The sequence below is a fragment of the Geobacillus stearothermophilus ATCC 12980 genome (assembly GCF_030369615.1).
Classification (GTDB): domain Bacteria; phylum Bacillota; class Bacilli; order Bacillales; family Anoxybacillaceae; genus Geobacillus; species Geobacillus stearothermophilus.
Genome location: NZ_CP128494.1, coordinates 2150487 through 2169212, shown reverse-complemented (window position 1 = coordinate 2169212; position 18726 = coordinate 2150487). Strand labels below are relative to the sequence as shown.

Genomic DNA, 18726 nt, shown 5'->3' with positions numbered 1-18726 from the left:
CATTAAAGTTGTTCAAGAGCGACAGATGTATGAGGTCGGACGTGTTGAATTTGATACAAATGAGGTGAAATGAGTGAAACGCATTGGTGTGTTGACAAGCGGCGGCGACTCGCCGGGAATGAATGCGGCCATTCGCTCGGTTGTCCGCAAAGCGATTTACCACGGTGTGGAAGTGTACGGCGTTTATCACGGGTATGCCGGACTGATCGCCGGCAACATTAAAAAGCTGGAAGTCGGCGATGTCGGGGATATTATCCACCGTGGCGGCACGATACTCTATACGGCCCGCTGTCCGGAATTTAAGACGGAAGAAGGTCAGAAAAAAGGGATCGAGCAGCTGAAAAAGCACGGCATTGAAGGGCTGGTCGTCATCGGCGGCGACGGTTCGTACCAAGGGGCGAAAAAACTGACCGAGCACGGCTTTCCGTGCGTCGGCGTGCCGGGGACGATTGACAACGACATTCCGGGCACTGATTTTACGATCGGGTTTGACACGGCGCTCAATACGGTCATTGATGCCATCGACAAAATCCGCGACACGGCGACGTCGCACGAGCGGACGTACGTCATCGAAGTGATGGGCCGCCATGCCGGCGACATCGCCTTATGGTCGGGGCTGGCCGGCGGGGCGGAAACGATTTTAATTCCGGAAGCCGATTATGATATGAACGACGTCATCGCCCGCTTAAAGCGCGGCCATGAGCGCGGCAAAAAACATAGCATCATCATCGTGGCGGAAGGAGTTGGAAGCGGCGTCGACTTCGGCCGGCAAATCCAGGAAGCGACCGGCTTTGAGACGCGTGTGACGGTGCTTGGCCACGTGCAGCGCGGCGGGTCGCCCACGGCGTTTGACCGCGTGCTCGCGAGCCGCCTCGGCGCCCGGGCGGTCGAGCTGTTGCTCGAAGGAAAAGGCGGGCGCTGCGTCGGCATCCAAAACAACCAGCTCGTCGACCATGACATCGCGGAGGCGCTAGCCAACAAACATACGATTGATCAGCGGATGTACGCATTGTCGAAAGAATTGTCCATTTAAGTCCCGAGGGGAAAGGAGAAGACAAGATGAAGCGGAAAACGAAAATCGTCTGCACGATCGGGCCGGCAAGCGAGAGCGTAGACAAGCTCGTGCAACTGATGGAAGCGGGAATGAACGTGGCGCGCCTAAACTTTTCGCACGGCGATCATGAAGAGCACGGGCGGCGCATCGCCAATATTCGCGAAGCGGCGAAGCGAACGGGCCGAACGGTCGCCATTTTGCTTGACACGAAAGGGCCGGAAATCCGGACGCACAATATGGAAAACGGCGCCATTGAGCTGAAGGAAGGGTCAAAGCTCGTCATTTCGATGAGCGAAGTGCTCGGCACGCCGGAAAAAATTTCGGTCACCTATCCCAGCTTAATCGATGATGTGTCCGTCGGCGCGAAAATTTTGCTTGATGACGGGCTCATCAGCCTGGAAGTCAACGCGGTCGACAAGCAAGCGGGAGAAATCGTCACGACCGTGTTAAACGGCGGCGTGCTGAAAAACAAAAAAGGAGTCAATGTGCCGGGTGTCAAAGTCAACTTGCCAGGCATCACCGAGAAAGATCGGGCTGACATTTTGTTTGGCATTCGCCAAGGGATCGATTTCATCGCCGCCTCGTTTGTGCGCCGGGCGTCCGATGTGCTGGAGATCCGCGAGCTGCTTGAGGCGCATGACGCCCTCCATATCCAAATTATCGCCAAAATTGAAAATGAAGAAGGCGTCGCCAACATTGACGAAATTTTAGAAGCCGCCGACGGCCTGATGGTGGCGCGCGGCGATTTGGGCGTGGAAATTCCGGCTGAGGAAGTGCCGCTCATTCAAAAACTGCTCATTAAAAAGTGCAACATGCTCGGCAAGCCGGTCATTACGGCGACGCAAATGCTCGATTCGATGCAGCGCAATCCGCGTCCGACGCGGGCGGAGGCGAGCGACGTCGCTAACGCCATTTTTGACGGCACCGACGCCGTCATGCTTTCCGGGGAAACGGCGGCCGGCCAGTATCCGGTCGAAGCGGTGAAAACGATGCACCAAATCGCGCTCCGCACCGAACAGGCGCTTGAGCACCGCGACATTTTGTCCCAACGCACAAAAGAAAGCCAAACGACGATCACCGACGCCATCGGGCAGTCGGTCGCCCACACCGCGCTCAACTTGGATGTGGCGGCGATCGTGACGCCGACCGTGAGCGGAAAAACGCCGCAAATGGTGGCGAAGTATCGCCCGAAAGCGCCGATTATTGCCGTGACGTCAAATGAAGCGGTATCGCGCCGGCTGGCGCTTGTGTGGGGCGTGTATACGAAAGAAGCGCCGCATGTGAACACGACGGACGAAATGCTCGATGTCGCCGTCGATGCGGCGGTGCGCTCCGGGTTGGTGAAGCACGGTGACTTGGTCGTCATCACGGCTGGCGTGCCGGTCGGCGAAACGGGTTCGACGAACTTAATGAAGGTGCACGTTATCAGCGATCTTCTCGCCAAAGGGCAAGGCATCGGCCGCAAGTCGGCGTTCGGCAAGGCCGTTGTAGCGAAAACAGCGGAAGAAGCGCGGCAAAAAATGGTCGACGGCGGCATTTTAGTCACTGTCAGCACCGATGCCGACATGATGCCGGCGATCGAAAAAGCGGCAGCCATCATTACTGAAGAGGGCGGGTTGACCAGCCATGCGGCGGTCGTCGGTTTGAGCCTTGGGATTCCAGTGATTGTCGGAGTGGAAAACGCAACAACCTTGTTTAAAGATGGGCAGGAGATTACGGTGGACGGCGGGTTCGGTGCCGTCTATCGCGGCCATGCCAGCGTGTTGTAACGCGGACTGAAACAGCCTTGGCCAGTGGAGCCAAGGCTGTTTTTTACAAAGTCGGCCTGCCGACGATAAAGCGCCAAATGTCGCGGAAGACGTTGGCGCTGTGGAGCGCGCGGATGATGACGAGCGCGACCGGACCGGCGATGAGGCCGAGGAAGCCGAGCAGCTTGAAGCCGACAAACAAGGCGATGAGCGTCGCGAGCGGGTCGAGCCCGATCGAGGAGGAGAGCACTTTCGGCTCCATAATTTGCCGTTGGACGAGAACGACGATATACAAAACGCCGAGCCCGATCGCAAACGGGATGTCGCCGCTGATGGCGGCGTAAATGATCCAAGGCACGAAGACGATGCCGGTCCCGAGGTAGGGCAAAATATCGACAAAGCCGATGATCAACGCGATCGTAATCGCGTAATCGACGCGCAAAATGAGCAAGCCGATCAACACGATGACCGTCGTAATCGAAATGAGCGTCGCTTGCGCTTTAATAAAGCCAAACAACGCCCGCTTCAAATCCAAAAACACCGTTTTCCCGCTCGTGCGGGCTTTCGCCGGCAGCCAACGCTGCGCCATCCGCATTAAGCGGTGCCAGTCTTTGCTGATGAAAAAGGTCGCCAACAGTGAAAAAATAAATACGGTCGCCGCGTTTGGCAGCCAGGCGATGAGCTGGGGAATGTTTTGCAGCACGCGCTGAATGAATTCGCCGACCGTCGTCGCGATTTGCGTTCCGACCGCCTGAATGTTTTGCATGATCGTATCTTGTTGATCGGCGTTCAAGCTTTTAAACAAGACGGCCAAGTCTTGGTAAAGCGGGATAAGCTGATTGGCGGCAAACGATTCGATGTACGCGACGAGCGCCTGGAATTTTTCCGGCACCACATTGGCCAAATATTGCGTTCCCGAAACGATCTCAGCGATCAACAGCGTCACCAGCCCGGCGACAGCGGCGAACAAGACGATGAGCGTGGCGCTGACCGCGAGCCAGCGCGGCATTTTCACCTTTCGTTCCAACAAGTCGACGACCGGGTTGATGAGAAAGGCGATGAAAAAGGCAATGATAAACGGGTACGTCAATGTTGCGGCATAGTAGGCGGCGGCAGCGCCGAACGCAACGATCGCGATGACGATGAGAAAACGCAAAAAGCGGTCAACATATATTCGGGACAATGTTTCACCCCCACTCGTTTTCCATACTGATATATTACATGTTTCTTTACGAAGAAGCAAAAAGACAAGCTTCAGAGGAAAGGGTGAACAATCATGAACGAACCCGTCTTGTTTTTGCTCGGGCTGCTTTTGGTCGGCCTATTGGCGAAAAACAAATCATTTATTGCCGCGATTGTCGTGCTGCTTGCCATTAAACTCGCCGGCCTCGATCAGCGGCTGCTCCCGTTGATCCATGCCAAAGGCCTCAACTGGGGCATTACGCTCATTACGATCACCGTGCTGGCGCCCATTGCCTCCGGGGAGATCGGCCTTAAGCAGCTTGCCGGCTCGCTGCAATCGTTGGCGGCCTGGGTGGCGCTTTTATCCGGCATTCTTGTTGCGTTGATCGCGAAAGGGGGCGTGACGCTTTTGGCGAATGACCCACATATCACCGCGGCACTTGTGTTTGGCACGGTCATTGCGGTGTCGCTGTTTCATGGGGTGGCGGTCGGTCCGTTGATCGGCGCGGGGATTGCCTATATGGTCATAAAAATGATAGAATATTTTTGAACTAGGGCGGGGAACGTTATTTTATGTAATGTCTTTTGCCAGGACGATACATTTCCGTTCACAAAAGTCTGATAATTGTTTATAATAGTAGGCGTAAGCTAGTTTTCGGGTCAAACGGCGCCCCCCGCCACAGCGCGGCGGCATCCGCGCGGTGATGTAAGCACTTTCGATAGCGTGCGCTTGTTTTTTGCGCCTGTTTCGAGCAAGCGCTCACCGGCCGTAAAGCGGCAAGCAGGAACGAGGAACTATAAAGAAAAGGGGAAATTGACATGACGGTAACCCGCGGTTTGGAAGGAGTTGTAGCGACAACCTCTAGCATCAGCTCAATCATCGACGATACATTGACGTATGTCGGCTATGACATCGAAGATTTGGCTGAAAACGCTTCCTTTGAAGAAGTCATTTATTTGCTTTGGCACCGCGAGCTGCCCACGAAAGAACAGCTCGAGGAGCTGAAACAGCGATTGGCGGAAAATGCCGACATCCCGCGTGAGATCATCGAACACTTCAAGCTCTATCCGATTGAGAACGTGCATCCGATGGCCGCGCTGCGCACTGCCGTCTCGCTTCTTGGCCTGTACGACGAAGAAGCGGACGTGATGACGAAAGAAGCGAACTACCGGAAAGCGATCCGCCTGCAGGCGAAAATTCCGACGATTGTCACTGCCTTCGCCCGCGTGCGCAAAGGGTTGGAACCGGTTGCGCCGCGCAAAGATTTGAGCTTTGCCGCCAATTTCTTGTACATGCTGACCGGCAAAGAACCAGACGACATCGCCACGGAAGCGTTCAACAAGGCGCTCGTGCTGCACGCCGACCATGAGTTGAACGCGTCGACGTTTACGGCGCGCGTCTGCGTAGCCACGCTGTCCGATATTTATTCCGGCATCACGGCGGCGATCGGCGCGTTGAAAGGACCGCTTCACGGCGGGGCGAACGAAGTGGTGATGAAAATGTTGACGGAAATCGGCACGGTCGACAACGTCGAGCCGTACATCCGCACGAAGCTCGCCAACAAAGAAAAAATTATGGGCTTCGGCCATCGCGTCTATCGGAAAGGCGACCCGCGCGCCAAGCACTTGAAGAAAATGTCGGAAAAACTGACGAAGCTCGTCGGCGAACCGCACTGGTACGAAATGTCGACGAAAATCGAGGAAATTGTCACGTCGGAAAAAGCGTTGCCGCCGAACGTTGATTTTTATTCCGCTTCGGTTTACCATTGTTTAGGAATCGATCATGATTTGTTTACGCCGATTTTTGCCGTGAGCCGGACATCGGGATGGTTGGCACATATTTTGGAACAATATGACAACAACCGTCTCATCCGTCCGCGCGCCGAGTACACCGGCCCGGGCAAGCGGGCGTACGTGCCGATCGACGAGCGCGGCTGAAATAAGTGGACAAGGCGGTGAAGGCGAGCCTTCACGCCTTTTCAATAAAAAACTGGCATTGGGGGTTTTACTCGTGACGCAAGGGGAAAAAATTACTGTCACCAATGGTGTGCTCAATGTTCCAAACAATCCGATCATTCCGTTCATTGAAGGGGACGGAACCGGCCCGGACATTTGGGCGGCCGCTTCGCGCGTGCTGGAAGCAGCGGTGGAAAAAGCGTACAAGGGCGAGAAAAAAATCGTTTGGAAGGAAGTGCTCGCTGGCGAAAAAGCGTACAAGCTGACGGGCAGCTGGCTTCCGGATGAAACGCTTGAGACGATCCGCGAATACATAATCGCCATTAAAGGGCCGTTGACGACGCCGGTCGGCGGCGGCATCCGTTCGCTCAACGTCGCGCTCCGCCAAGAGCTCGACCTGTTTGTCTGCCTGCGTCCGGTCCGCTACTTTCCTGGCGTTCCGTCGCCGGTCAAACGTCCGGAAGACACCGATATGGTCATTTTCCGCGAGAACACGGAAGACATTTACGCCGGCATTGAATACGCCAAAGGAACGCCGGAAGTGAAAAAAGTGATCGACTTCTTGCAAAACGAAATGGGCGTGCGCAAAATCCGTTTCCCGGAAACGTCCGGCATCGGCATTAAGCCGATTTCCGAACAAGGGACGAAACGGCTTGTGCGCGCGGCGATCAACTATGCGATCGAACACGGCCGCAAGTCGGTGACGCTCGTCCATAAAGGGAACATTATGAAGTTCACGGAAGGCGCGTTTAAAAACTGGGGCTATGAGCTTGCCGAACAAGAATTCGGCGATAAAGTGTTCACGTGGGCGCAATACGATCGGATCGTTGAAGCCGAGGGCAAAGAGGCGGCGAACAAAGCGATGGCGGAAGCGGAAGCAGCCGGCAAAATCATCGTCAAAGACGTTATCGCCGACATCTTCCTGCAGCAAATTTTGACGCGTCCGCGCGAATTTGACGTCATTGCGACGATGAACTTAAACGGCGACTACATTTCCGATGCGCTCGCAGCCCAAGTCGGCGGCATCGGCATCGCGCCGGGGGCGAACATCAACTATGAAACCGGCCACGCCATTTTCGAGGCGACGCACGGCACGGCGCCGAAATACGCCGGTCTTGACAAAGTCAATCCGTCGTCCGTCATTTTGTCCGGCGTCATGATGTTTGAGCATCTCGGCTGGAACGAAGCGGCGAAGCTCATCATCCAGGCGATGGAAAAAACGATTGCCGCCAAAATCGTCACGTACGACTTTGCCCGCCTGATGGAAGGGGCAACCGAAGTGAAATGTTCGGAATTTGCCGATGCACTCATCCGCAATATGGACTAATTTAACTTCCCTCCGAAAGAAGTCTCCTACTTCTAAACGTGAAGGTGCGCCAGCACCAGTGAAAGTGGGAGATGAATTTCGGTTGGCGTTAGCCAACGAATAGGATAGAATATGGCTAGAACGGACACCTTCGGAACGAAGGGAAGCGTAAAGGGTTCTTGTGTGTGGCTTACCGTTCAGCGAACACACACAAGTCGCTTGAAGCCCCCACCTATAAGCGAAGCGTAGGTGGTGGGTAGTTCACTGAAAGGGTTGGCAAAACGATGGCGATGAAACGGAAGAAGATCTCGGTGATCGGCGCCGGATTCACGGGGGCGACGACAGCGTTCCTGCTGGCGCAAAAAGAGCTTGGCGACATCGTATTGGTCGATATTCCGCAGCTGGAAAATCCGACGAAAGGGAAGGCGCTTGACATGCTCGAGTCGAGCCCGGTGCTCGGCTTTGACGCCAACATTATCGGTACGTCGGATTATGCCGACACGGCCGATTCCGACATCGTCGTCATTACGGCCGGCATCGCCCGCAAACCGGGGATGAGCCGCGACGACTTGGTGACGACGAACCAAAAAATTATGAAACAAGTGACGAAAGAAGTCGTCAAATACTCACCAAACTGCTACATCATCGTCCTGACGAACCCGGTCGATGCGATGACGTACACGGTCTTCAAAGAGTCCGGCTTTCCGAAAAACCGCGTCATCGGTCAGTCGGGGGTGTTGGACACGGCGCGCTTCCGCACGTTCGTCGCCCAAGAGCTGAACATTTCGGTGAAAGATGTCACCGGCTTCGTGCTGGGCGGCCATGGCGATGACATGGTGCCGCTCGTCCGCTACTCGTACGCCGGCGGCATTCCGCTCGAGAAGCTCATTCCGAAAGCCCGTTTGGACGCCATCGTTGAGCGGACGCGCAAAGGCGGCGGCGAGATCGTCAACTTGCTCGGCAACGGCAGCGCCTACTACGCGCCGGCCGCCTCGCTCGTCGAAATGGTCGAAGCGATTTTGAAAGACCAGCGCCGCATTTTGCCGGCGATCGCCTACCTTGAGGGCGAGTACGGCTATGAAGGGATTTACCTGGGAGTGCCGACGATCTTGGGCGGCAACGGCATCGAGAAAGTGATCGAGCTCGAGCTGACCGAAGATGAAAAAGCGGCGCTGGCCAAATCGGTCGAATCGGTCAAAAACGTCATGCGCGTGTTGGAATAACGAAAAGGCGAAAATTCGGGCGCTGTCCCGAATTTTTGCCCGTGATTAATGAAAGCGCTTTCTGGGAGGAGGGGTGGGAACGTGTTGAAAAAACGGAAACCCGGGAGAACGATCAGGGAGATTCAGGTTGGAGAAAAAAATTGTCTTTCAGGCGTCCATTGAGGACAAAGACTTGCTTCTTTACCTTGGACTGACCGATGATGCCAACCCGCTTTACATCCAACATGACTACGCTTTGCAGACGCCGCTCGGCCGGCCGGTTGTGCGCCGATTATGCTGACGGGGATGATTACGTCGGCGGTCTCCAAATATTTGCCCGGTCCGGGAAGCTACATCACCCGGCAGGACATCCGCTTTCTCCGCCCGGTTTACCATTATGAGACGCTCGAATTTTTGCTCGAAGTGACCGGGGTGGATGAGGAAGGCCATTGCGTCACCTTGGCCGTGACCGCGACGCGCGGGACGGAGACGGTGCTGGATGGAACGTTGTCCGTCTGTCCGCCGCACGCCTTGCCGCGCTTTGATGGCCGGGTTTTAGAAAATTTTTGACCGGAATCGTGTTTCGCCGGCGGCCAAAAGCCGGCGACAACGTGCGAGAGACTGTTCCTTGCGGGGCTGCTTGCCCGCCGGGGGAGCAGTCTCTTTATTTTTTTCGTGACAAATCGCGAGTTATGGTATCATAAGGGCAGAAACTATCGGATGAAACGGAGGAGCGGCATGGAAAAAAAAATTTTAGTCGTTGATGACGAACAGCCGATCGTGACATTGTTGGCGTACAACTTGGAGAAAGCCGGCTTTCAAGCTGTGGCTGCCTATGACGGCGAAGAAGCGCTCGCCAAAGTGGCGTCCGAACAGCCGGCGCTCATCATTTTGGACTTGATGCTGCCGAAGCTTGACGGTGTCGAAGTGTGCAAGCGGCTCCGTCAGCAGCAAATCATGACGCCGATTTTAATGCTTACGGCCCGCGATGACGAGTTTGACAAAGTGCTTGGCCTCGAGCTTGGCGCCGACGATTATATGACCAAGCCGTTCAGCCCGCGGGAAGTCGTTGCGCGGGTGAAGGCGATCTTGCGCCGTACGGAGATTGCACAGCCGGCGGCGGAGGAGGGCGAGCGGCTTGCTGTCGGCCGGCTCGAGATTTTTCCAGAGCGATATGAGGCGGCGATCAGCGGCAAGCCGCTCGAGCTGACGCCGAAAGAATTTGAGCTGCTCCTGTATTTGGCGCGGCATAAAGGACGGGTGCTGACGCGCGACCAGCTGCTCAGCGCGGTATGGAACTATGATTTTGCCGGCGATACGCGTATTGTCGATGTCCATATCAGCCATTTGCGCGAGAAAATCGAAGAGGACACGAAAAAACCGGCATACATCAAAACGGTGCGCGGCCTCGGCTACAAACTGGAGGAGCCCAAGTAGCATGGATAGCTTGCGCAACCGGCTGTTGTTTTGGCTCATCACGCTCATCGTCACGGTTTTGATCGCCCTCGGTTTGCTGCTTGGACAACTGCTCAAACAGTTTTACGCCGAGACGATGAACAAGCGGATGGAAAAAGAGGCGAAAGCGCTCGCCATTTTGCTTGAAAACGAGCCGCTTGAGCAAATTCGCATCGACTTGCATGACATGGGGAACGAGCTGTCATCGCGCATCACGGTGCTTGACCGAAATGAACAAGTGCGCTTTGACAGTGGGCGCATCGCGGCGATCAGCGATGAAGACCATGAGCGCATCATCCGCACCATTTTGCGCAAACAGCAGTTTCCGCGCTTTTCGGTTATTGAAAAAGCGAATGATGTATACTATTACATCGCTCCATACGGACGCGGCTCGGAGCGGGACGGCTATGTCGTGTTAAGCACGCCGACGAGCTCGCTGAAAAAAGTGAACCAGCAAATTTGGGGCGTGCTCACGAGCAGCCTCGGCATGGCGCTTGTTGTCATAATCGCCCTTGTCTTTAAAATCACCAACCAATATATGCGGCCGATTGAAGCAGCGACGAAGGCGGCGTTTGAACTCGAAAAAGGCAACTATGCCGCCCGTGTGCCTGATGGCGAATATAAAGAAGCCGGCATGCTCGTCCGCTCGATCAACCGCCTCGCCCGCAACTTGCAGGAGATGAGCCGGGCGCGAGAAATCCAAACCGAACGGCTTCATACGCTCATTGAAAACGTCGGCAGCGCGTTGTTGTTTATTGACCATCGCGGGCATGTTCATTTGCTCAACCGCACGTTCCAAACCTATTTTCATCTTGAGCCATCCGCCTGCTTGTACCGTCCATATGCCGATGTGCTGCCATACCGCGACGTTGTCCGGCTTATTGACGACATTTTTATTACAGAAACGCCTATCCGCCGGCAAATGCAATTGACGGTCGGTCTTGAGCGGAAGCATTTCGACGTGTACGGCGCCCCGATTATCGGCACGAACGCCGAATGGAAAGGGATCGTCGTCGTGTTCCACGACATTACCGAGCTCAAGCGGCTCGAGCAAATCCGCAAAGACTTTGTCGCCAACGTGTCGCACGAGTTGAAAACGCCGGTGACGTCGATCCGCGGATTCGCTGAGACGCTGCTTGACGGGGCGATGAAAGACGAAGCGGCGCTTGAGCATTTTTTGACCATCATTTTAAAGGAAAGCGAGCGGCTGCAGACGCTCGTTGAGGAGCTGCTTGATCTGTCAAAAATTGAGCAGCAAGGGTTTCGGTTGAACATGGAGGACGTCGACGTCGCCCAAGTGATGGTGGAGGCGGTGGCCGTGTTTCGCAAGCAGGCAGCGGAAAAAGGAATCGACTTGCGCGCCGAGGCGCCGTCCGGGTTGACGATCCGCGGCGACAGGAACCGGCTGAAGCAAATTTTGCTCAATTTGCTCGCCAATGCGTTGGCGTACACGCCGGAACGGGGGAACGTCGCCGTTTGGGCGGAAGAAACAGATGGAGAAGTGCTCATCCATGTGAAAGATACCGGCATCGGCATTGAAGAACACGAAATCCCGCGCATTTTCGAACGCTTTTACCGCGTCGACAAGGCGCGCAGCCGCAACTCAGGCGGGACGGGGCTGGGCCTTTCGATCGTCAAGCACTTGGTCGAGGCGCATCGCGGCTACATTACGGTGACGAGCGAAGTCGGGCGCGGCACCGAGTTTACGATTCATTTCCCGAAGCCGGAGCGGTAGCCGGCTTCTTTTTATGGCCGCCCGCCGGCGTGGTACAATAGAACAAGGAACGTCCGAGGAGGGATGATGTTGAAAAACAAGCTCGTCTTAATTGACGGCAACAGCGTGGCGTACCGCGCCTTTTTCGCGTTGCCGCTTTTGCATAACGATAAAGGGATTCATACGAACGCAGTCTACGGGTTTACGATGATGTTAAACAAAATTTTGGCGGAAGAGCAGCCGACCCACATTCTCGTGGCGTTTGACGCCGGGAAAACGACGTTCCGCCATGAAACGTTCCAAGACTATAAAGGCGGGCGGCAGCAGACGCCGCCGGAACTGTCGGAACAGTTTCCGCTGCTGCGCGAATTGCTCAAGGCGTACCGCATCCCCGCCTATGAGCTCGACCATTACGAAGCGGACGATATTATCGGAACGATGGCGGCGCGGGCTGAGCGAGAAGGGTTTGCAGTGAAAGTCATTTCCGGCGACCGCGATTTAACCCAGCTTGCTTCCCCGCAAGTGACGGTGGAGATTACGAAAAAAGGGATTACCGACATCGAGTCGTACACGCCGGAGACGGTCGTGGAAAAATACGGCCTCACCCCGGAGCAAATTGTCGACTTGAAAGGATTGATGGGCGACAAATCCGACAACATCCCTGGCGTGCCCGGCATCGGGGAAAAAACAGCCGTCAAGCTGCTCAAGCAATTCGGCACGGTCGAAAACGTACTGGCATCGATCGATGAGATCAAAGGGGAGAAGCTGAAAGAAAATTTGCGCCAATACCGGGATTTGGCGCTTTTAAGCAAACAGCTGGCCGCTATTTGCCGCGACGCCCCGGTTGAGCTGACGCTCGATGACATTGTCTACAAAGGAGAAGACCGGGAAAAAGTGGTCGCCTTGTTTCAGGAGCTCGGATTCCAGTCGTTTCTCGACAAGATGGCCGTCCAAACGGATGAAGGCGAAAAGCCGCTCGCCGGGATGGATTTTGCGATCGCCGACAGCGTCACGGACGAAATGCTCGCCGACAAAGCGGCCCTCGTCGTGGAGGTGGTGGGCGACAACTATCACCATGCCCCGATTGTCGGGATCGCCTTGGCCAACGAACGCGGGCGGTTTTTCCTGCGCCCGGAGACGGCGCTCGCCGATCCGAAATTTCTCGCTTGGCTTGGCGATGAGACGAAGAAAAAAACGATGTTTGATTCAAAGCGGGCGGCCGTCGCGCTAAAATGGAAAGGAATCGAACTGCGCGGCGTCGTGTTCGATCTGTTGCTGGCCGCTTACTTGCTCGATCCGGCGCAGGCGGCGGGCGACGTTGCCGCGGTGGCGAAAATGCATCAGTACGAGGCGGTGCGATCGGATGAGGCGGTCTATGGAAAAGGAGCGAAGCGGACGGTTCCTGATGAACCGACGCTTGCCGAGCATCTCGCCCGCAAGGCGGCGGCCATTTGGGCGCTTGAAGAGCCGTTGATGGACGAACTGCGCCGCAACGAACAAGATCGGCTGCTGACCGAGCTCGAACAGCCGCTGGCTGGCATTTTGGCCAATATGGAATTTACTGGAGTGAAAGTGGACACGAAGCGGCTTGAACAGATGGGGGCGGAGCTCACCGAGCAGCTGCAGGCGGTCGAGCGGCGCATTTACGAACTCGCCGGCCAAGAGTTCAACATTAACTCGCCGAAACAGCTCGGGACGGTTTTATTTGACAAGCTGCAGCTCCCGGTGTTGAAAAAGACAAAAACCGGCTATTCGACTTCAGCCGATGTGCTTGAGAAGCTTGCACCGCACCATGAAATCGTCGAACATATTTTGCATTACCGCCAACTCGGCAAGCTGCAGTCAACGTATATTGAAGGGCTGCTGAAAGTGGTGCACCCCGTGACGGGCAAAGTGCACACGATGTTCAATCAGGCGTTGACGCAAACCGGGCGCCTCAGCTCCGTCGAACCGAATTTGCAAAACATTCCGATTCGGCTTGAGGAAGGGCGGAAAATCCGCCAGGCGTTCGTGCCGTCGGAGCCGGACTGGCTCATCTTTGCGGCCGACTATTCGCAAATCGAGCTGCGCGTCCTCGCCCATATCGCGGAAGATGACAATTTGATTGAAGCGTTCCGGCGCGGGTTGGACATCCATACGAAAACAGCCATGGACATTTTCCATGTGAGCGAAGAAGACGTGACAGCCAACATGCGCCGCCAAGCGAAGGCCGTCAATTTTGGCATCGTGTACGGCATTAGTGATTACGGTCTGGCGCAAAACTTGAACATTACGCGCAAAGAAGCGGCTGAATTTATTGAGCGATATTTTGCCAGTTTTCCAGGTGTAAAGCAATATATGGACAACATTGTGCAAGAAGCGAAACAAAAAGGGTATGTGACGACGCTGCTGCATCGGCGCCGCTATTTGCCCGATATTACAAGCCGCAACTTCAACGTCCGCAGCTTCGCCGAGCGGACGGCGATGAACACACCGATCCAAGGGAGTGCCGCTGATATTATTAAAAAAGCGATGATCGATCTAAGCGTGAGGCTGCGCGAAGAACGGCTGCAGGCGCGCCTGTTGCTGCAAGTGCATGACGAACTCATTTTGGAGGCGCCGAAAGAGGAAATCGAGCGGCTGTGCCGCCTCGTTCCAGAGGTGATGGAGCAAGCCGTCGCACTCCGCGTGCCGCTGAAAGTCGATTACCATTACGGTCCGACGTGGTACGACGCCAAATAAAAGCGGCCTGCCCGCCAGCTGCTCGGTTTTTCACGGGGCCGCGCAATGAGCTGTTGCTTTAAAACAGGTGCACGAACAGGAAAAGGAGGGAGGCGCCATGCCGGAACTGCCGGAAGTGGAAACGATCCGCCGCACGCTGTTGCCGCTTGTCGCTGGCAAAACGATTGAAGAGGTGCGGGTGTTTTGGCCGAATATCATTCGTCATCCGCAAGACCCGGCGGCGTTTGCTGCCAGGCTGGCCGGGCAGACGGTGCGCGGCATCGATCGGCGCGGGAAATTTTTGAAATTTTTGCTTGACCGGGATATGCTCATCTCCCATTTGCGCATGGAGGGGCGCTACGCGGTCGCCCAGTCCGATGAGCCGCTTGAACCGCATACGCACATTGTGTTTCGTTTTACAGACGGCAGTGAGCTTCGTTATCGCGATGTACGCAAATTCGGAACCATGCACGTGTACGCGAAAGAGGAAGCAGACTGCCGGCCGCCGCTCGCTCAATTAGGGCCGGAACCGCTGTCCCCAGCGTTTTCTCCGGCGGTGTTGGCCGCAAAAGCGGCGAAAACAAAGCGGACGGTGAAAGCGTTGTTGCTTGATCAAACGGTCGTGGCCGGGTTTGGCAACATTTATGTCGACGAAGCGCTGTTTCGCGCCGGCATTCTCCCTGGACGGCCGGCTGCTTCGCTGACGGATGAAGAACTTGCACGGTTGCACGAAGAAATGGTAGCGACGATCGGCGAGGCGGTCATGAAAGGGGGAAGCACGGTGCGCACGTATGTGAATACGCAAGGAGAAGCCGGAATGTTCCAGCATCACCTGTTCGTATACGGCCGCAAAGGGGAGCCGTGCAAACGGTGCGGCACCCCGATTGAGAAAATGGTTGTCGCCGGCCGCGGCACGCATTATTGCCCGCGTTGCCAACGCTAGGCAGCAGACAAAAAAGGAGGGGTGCCGAATGGCATTCACGATCGGATTAACCGGTGGAATTGCGAGCGGCAAAAGTACGGTCAGCGCGATGATGCGCGAGCTCGGCCTTCCGGTCATCGATGCGGATGAGGCGGCGCGCGCCGTCGTCCGCCCGGGGGAGGAGGCGTACCGGCAAATCGTCGCTGCATTCGGTCCGGGCATTTTGCGGGCGGACGGCGAAATCGACCGAGCCAAACTCGGGGCGATCGTCTTTAACGACGAACAACAGCGGAAAGTGCTCAACGCCATCGTTCACCCAGCGGTGCGGAAAAAAATGCTGGCTGAAAAAGAAGCGCACATCCGCTCCGGAGCGAAGACCGTCGTCCTAGATATTCCGCTGTTATTTGAAAGCGGGCTGACTCATTGGGTGGATAAAGTGCTTGTTGTGTACGTCGACGATGACGTTCAGCTCCGCCGGCTCATGGCGCGCAACGGTTTCACCGAAGAGGAAGCGCTCGCCCGCATCCGCTCCCAGTGGCCGATGGCGGAAAAAGTGAAACGGGCCGATGCGGTGATTGACAACAACGGGACGATCGAAGAGACACGCCGGCAGTTGCTGGCCATTTTGCATCAATGGGACGCCTTGGGAAAATAGGCGTCTTTTTTGCTGCGTTTTATTGATTTTGCTCTCCGTATTTCACAAAAATATGATATACTATTTATGTGGATTAAAATAAATAGTATAACATATATGAGAAGGGAACAAGGTGAATGAAGGCGAAAGTGGCGATTAACGGATTCGGACGAATTGGACGGATGGTATTCCGGAGAGCCATCAATCCTCCCGACCTTGAAATTGTGGCGGTGAATGCTAGCTATCCGCCGGAAACGTTAGCCCATTTGGTGAAATACGACTCCAACCACGGCAAATTCGACGGCGATGTCGCCGCTTTGGAAGACGGATTGCTTGTCAACGGCAAAAAGGTGGAATTGCTGAACTCGCGCGACCGCAACAATTGCCGTGGAAAGAGCTTGATATTGATATTGTGATTGAAGCGACCGGCAAATTTAACTTCCCTCCGAAAGAAGTCTCCTACTTCTAAACGTGAAGGTGCGCCAGCACCAGTGAAAGTGGGAGATGAATTTCGGTTGGCGTTAGCCAACGAATATGATAGAATATGGCTAGAACGGACACCTTCGGAACGAAGGGAAGCGTAAAGGGTTCTTGTGTGTGGCTTACCGTTCAGCGAACACACACAAGTCGCTTGAAGCCCCCACCTCTAAGCGAAGTGTAGGTGGTGGGTAGTTCACAAGGAAAGCTTCATGGCATGGCGTTGCGCGTTCCGACGCCGAACGTGTCGCTTGTCGATTTGGTCGTTGACGTCAAGCGGGATGTGACGGTCGAGGAAGTGAACGAAGCTCTTCTCCGCGCAGCCAATGGTCCGCTGAAAGGCATTTTGGATTTCACGATGGAGCCGCTTGTGTCGATCGATTTCAACACGAACCCGCATGAACCCGCATTCGGCGATCATTGACGGTTTGTCGACAATGGTGATTGACGGCCGGAAAGTGAAAGTGCTCGCCTGGTACGACAACGAGTGGGGCTATTCGTGCCGCGTCGTCGACTTGGCCAGCCTTGTCGCCGCCAAAATGAATGAGCGTCTTCATGTGAGCGCTTAAGCAGTTTTTCTTCCAATCTCGCAATCGTGAAAAGATGCGCAAAGCGTCCGATCCGCCCGTGTGGCGGTGTGGGCGCTTTTTCCTTTTGGCATGCGAAAAATTAAAAAAGCCTGTTGCAAAAACCCCCTAAACAAAGTATACTATGTTTCGTGAACTTCTTAACGGCAAAGGTAATGTGACTACTTAAAGGGTTAGGACCTCTTAGGACTAACTTTCCCCCGTGGTAGTTATACATGCCATTTTGCAACCTACAAATCTGTTTTTTATTTGAGAAAATTGGTTAAAAGGGGGACTTTCGCATGGATACGATGGGTCGTCACGTTATCTCGGAACTTTGGGGATGCGACTTTGACAAACTGAACGATATGGACTTTATTGAAAAAACGTTTGTAGACGCCGCATTAAAATCGGGAGCGGAAATTCGCGAAGTCGCGTTCCATAAATTCGCTCCGCAAGGCGTAAGCGGGGTCGTCATTATTTCCGAATCCCATTTAACGATTCATACGTTTCCGGAACACGGCTATGCCAGCATTGATGTGTATACATGCGGCCATTTAGACCCGACCATCGCCGCGGATTACATCGCCGAAAAGCTTGGCGCGCAAACGCGGGAAACGATTGAGCTGCCGCGCGGCATGCGCCCGATTGAAGTGAAAAAGGCGCACGCGCTGTAATTCCATAACAACGGAAGCAAAAGGAGCGTAAACAGGACGCTCCTTTTTTTACGCTTTCGGCGGTGCCATGGCGGCCAAAATCATGGTATGATGGTGAAAAAAAGAACGATTAGGGAGACGTGGCTATGAGCATGTGGAAAAAGTTGAAGTATGCGTTGACGAACCATTGCGAAACGCGGGAAAACCATGAGGACGCCGAGCTCCGGAGCCATTACTACAAAGCGGCCCACCGCGCTGTCATCGACGCGGTGAAAGAGCTGCTCGCTTCGCTGCCTGACGCCGAGCTGCTTTCCGTTTCCGAAGAGCGCGGCGAGCTTTGCGCCCAAACGCGGCGCGGCCCCAAGCTGTTTATCGTCGCCACCGTCATTTCCGTCCGCCCGTTTGAAACGGCGGTGGACTTTTCGGTGACGACCGAGACAAAGTTCTTGCCGTTTGATTTTGGCCGCAGCCGGGCGGTCATCCTTGAGTTATACCGGAAGCTTGACGGCCGCCTGCCGTATATCGGTTCTGGCCTCAATAGCTGACTATGGCTTGTCTGCCATCTGCCATTCCGGTATGATAGAAGATAAGAAGAGGAACGGAGTGGATGTTATGCGATGTCCGTCATGCCATCACCAAGGCACGCGCGTGCTTGACTCACGCCCGGCCGAAGAAGGCCGCTCGATTCGCCGCCGGCGCGAGTGCGAACAATGCCACTATCGATTTACGACGTTTGAGCGGGTCGAGGAACCGCCGCTGATTGTCGTCAAAAAAGAAGGGACGCGCGAGGAGTTCAGCCGGGAAAAAATTTTGCGCGGTTTGATCAAAGCGTGTGAAAAACGGCCGGTGGCGCTTGAGCAATTGGAAAAAGTGACGCAGGAAATCGAGCGCGAGCTGCGCAGCCAAGGCGTATCGGAAGTAAAAAGCGAAACGATCGGCGAAATGGTCATGGAGCGGCTGTCGCGCATCGATGAGGTGGCCTATGTCCGCTTCGCTTCCGTCTATCGGCAGTTTAAAGATATCAACGTATTTATCGAAGAGCTAAAAGAGCTGATTAAAAAAGGACAACGGTAAAAGGGCTCGAGCGGGAATGCGGCAGGCCCTTTTTTCAGCTTATTTTTCGGCCGGGAAGGCGAGAGGTGGATGGAAACGAA

At 55.1% G+C, this 18726-nt stretch carries 15 protein-coding genes and 2 pseudogenes; 16 read left to right on the top strand and 1 reads right to left on the bottom strand.

Annotated elements, in window-relative coordinates; genetic code table 11:
* Window positions 1-73: 73 nt before the first annotated feature.
* Together pfkA and pyk are read left to right on the top strand one after the other, a co-directional pair.
* The gene (gene pfkA, locus QSJ10_RS11735; protein ID WP_033014452.1) at window positions 74-1033 is read left to right on the top strand and encodes a 6-phosphofructokinase; all 960 of its coding nucleotides are present in this window, start codon (window positions 74-76) and stop codon (window positions 1031-1033) included.
* Between the two features lie 26 nt (window positions 1034-1059).
* Window positions 1060-2823, top strand: coding sequence for a pyruvate kinase (gene pyk, locus QSJ10_RS11730; RefSeq protein WP_033014443.1), 1764 nt, complete (start codon window positions 1060-1062; stop codon window positions 2821-2823).
* Window positions 2824-2866: 43 nt separating this feature from the next.
* Here the strand turns inward: pyk and ytvI are convergent, their stop codons facing one another.
* Window positions 2867-3985: a sporulation integral membrane protein YtvI gene (gene ytvI, locus QSJ10_RS11725; RefSeq protein ID WP_033014434.1), complete on the bottom strand. Its 1119-nt coding sequence runs from the start codon at window positions 3983-3985 to the stop codon at window positions 2867-2869.
* A 93-nt stretch (window positions 3986-4078) separates the two neighbouring features.
* Here ytvI and QSJ10_RS11720 point away from each other — a divergent pair, with 93 nt between their 5' ends.
* The 14 genes and pseudogenes from QSJ10_RS11720 (at window position 4079) to nrdR (ending at window position 18646) form a co-directional block, all read left to right on the top strand.
* Window positions 4079-4534 (top strand): DUF441 domain-containing protein, encoded by a 456-nt coding sequence (locus QSJ10_RS11720; RefSeq protein ID WP_033014433.1) that lies wholly within the window; start codon window positions 4079-4081, stop codon window positions 4532-4534.
* 269 nt (window positions 4535-4803) lie between these two features.
* On the top strand, window positions 4804-5922 hold the full coding sequence (gene citZ / locus QSJ10_RS11715) for a citrate synthase (protein ID WP_053532824.1): 1119 nt from the start codon (window positions 4804-4806) through the stop codon (window positions 5920-5922).
* Window positions 5923-5995: 73 nt separating this feature from the next.
* The gene (gene icd / locus QSJ10_RS11710; protein WP_049624514.1) at window positions 5996-7267 is read left to right on the top strand and encodes an NADP-dependent isocitrate dehydrogenase; all 1272 of its coding nucleotides are present in this window, start codon (window positions 5996-5998) and stop codon (window positions 7265-7267) included.
* A gap of 263 nt (window positions 7268-7530) precedes the next feature.
* Window positions 7531-8469, top strand: a complete 939-nt coding sequence (gene mdh / locus QSJ10_RS11705) for a malate dehydrogenase (RefSeq protein WP_049624515.1) — start codon at window positions 7531-7533, stop codon at window positions 8467-8469.
* 81 nt (window positions 8470-8550) lie between these two features.
* Window positions 8551-9018, top strand: a pseudogene (locus QSJ10_RS11700) (MaoC family dehydratase).
* Window positions 9019-9186: 168 nt separating this feature from the next.
* Window positions 9187-9885 (top strand): response regulator transcription factor, encoded by a 699-nt coding sequence (locus tag QSJ10_RS11695; protein ID WP_033014424.1) that lies wholly within the window; start codon window positions 9187-9189, stop codon window positions 9883-9885.
* A 1-nt stretch (window position 9886) separates the two neighbouring features.
* Window positions 9887-11638 (top strand): two-component system histidine kinase PnpS, encoded by a 1752-nt coding sequence (pnpS, locus tag QSJ10_RS11690; RefSeq protein ID WP_033014422.1) that lies wholly within the window; start codon window positions 9887-9889, stop codon window positions 11636-11638.
* A gap of 63 nt (window positions 11639-11701) precedes the next feature.
* Entirely contained in the window at window positions 11702-14338 is a 2637-nt protein-coding gene (gene polA, locus QSJ10_RS11685) for a DNA polymerase I (protein ID WP_033014420.1), read from the top strand.
* 97 nt (window positions 14339-14435) lie between these two features.
* Entirely contained in the window at window positions 14436-15260 is an 825-nt protein-coding gene (gene mutM, locus QSJ10_RS11680) for a DNA-formamidopyrimidine glycosylase (protein WP_033014418.1), read from the top strand.
* A gap of 28 nt (window positions 15261-15288) precedes the next feature.
* Window positions 15289-15894: a dephospho-CoA kinase gene (gene coaE / locus QSJ10_RS11675; RefSeq protein WP_033008536.1), complete on the top strand. Its 606-nt coding sequence runs from the start codon at window positions 15289-15291 to the stop codon at window positions 15892-15894.
* Between the two features lie 116 nt (window positions 15895-16010).
* Window positions 16011-16919, top strand: a pseudogene (locus QSJ10_RS15650) (glyceraldehyde 3-phosphate dehydrogenase NAD-binding domain-containing protein).
* 299 nt (window positions 16920-17218) lie between these two features.
* Window positions 17219-17593: an adenosylmethionine decarboxylase gene (gene speD, locus QSJ10_RS11660; protein WP_033008533.1), complete on the top strand. Its 375-nt coding sequence runs from the start codon at window positions 17219-17221 to the stop codon at window positions 17591-17593.
* A 125-nt stretch (window positions 17594-17718) separates the two neighbouring features.
* The gene (locus tag QSJ10_RS11655) at window positions 17719-18117 is read left to right on the top strand and encodes a hypothetical protein (protein ID WP_033008532.1); all 399 of its coding nucleotides are present in this window, start codon (window positions 17719-17721) and stop codon (window positions 18115-18117) included.
* Window positions 18118-18184: 67 nt separating this feature from the next.
* Window positions 18185-18646 carry a transcriptional regulator NrdR gene (gene nrdR, locus QSJ10_RS11650; RefSeq protein WP_033008531.1) on the top strand — a complete coding sequence of 154 codons (462 nt, stop codon included), beginning with the start codon at window positions 18185-18187 and terminating at the stop codon, window positions 18644-18646.
* Window positions 18647-18726 lie beyond the last annotated feature (80 nt).

Coding starts and splice junctions, on each gene's coding strand:
- pyk (WP_033014443.1), top strand. CDS start 1,060: ATGAAGCGGAAAACGAAAATCGTCTGCACGATCGGGCCGGCAAGCGAG.
- QSJ10_RS11720 (WP_033014433.1), top strand. CDS start 4,079: ATGAACGAACCCGTCTTGTTTTTGCTCGGGCTGCTTTTGGTCGGCCTA.
- citZ (WP_053532824.1), top strand. CDS start 4,804: ATGACGGTAACCCGCGGTTTGGAAGGAGTTGTAGCGACAACCTCTAGC.
- mdh (WP_049624515.1), top strand. CDS start 7,531: ATGGCGATGAAACGGAAGAAGATCTCGGTGATCGGCGCCGGATTCACG.
- QSJ10_RS11695 (WP_033014424.1), top strand. CDS start 9,187: ATGGAAAAAAAAATTTTAGTCGTTGATGACGAACAGCCGATCGTGACA.
- pnpS (WP_033014422.1), top strand. CDS start 9,887: ATGGATAGCTTGCGCAACCGGCTGTTGTTTTGGCTCATCACGCTCATC.
- polA (WP_033014420.1), top strand. CDS start 11,702: ATGATGTTGAAAAACAAGCTCGTCTTAATTGACGGCAACAGCGTGGCG.
- mutM (WP_033014418.1), top strand. CDS start 14,436: ATGCCGGAACTGCCGGAAGTGGAAACGATCCGCCGCACGCTGTTGCCG.
- coaE (WP_033008536.1), top strand. CDS start 15,289: ATGGCATTCACGATCGGATTAACCGGTGGAATTGCGAGCGGCAAAAGT.
- speD (WP_033008533.1), top strand. CDS start 17,219: ATGGATACGATGGGTCGTCACGTTATCTCGGAACTTTGGGGATGCGAC.
- QSJ10_RS11655 (WP_033008532.1), top strand. CDS start 17,719: ATGAGCATGTGGAAAAAGTTGAAGTATGCGTTGACGAACCATTGCGAA.
- nrdR (WP_033008531.1), top strand. CDS start 18,185: ATGCGATGTCCGTCATGCCATCACCAAGGCACGCGCGTGCTTGACTCA.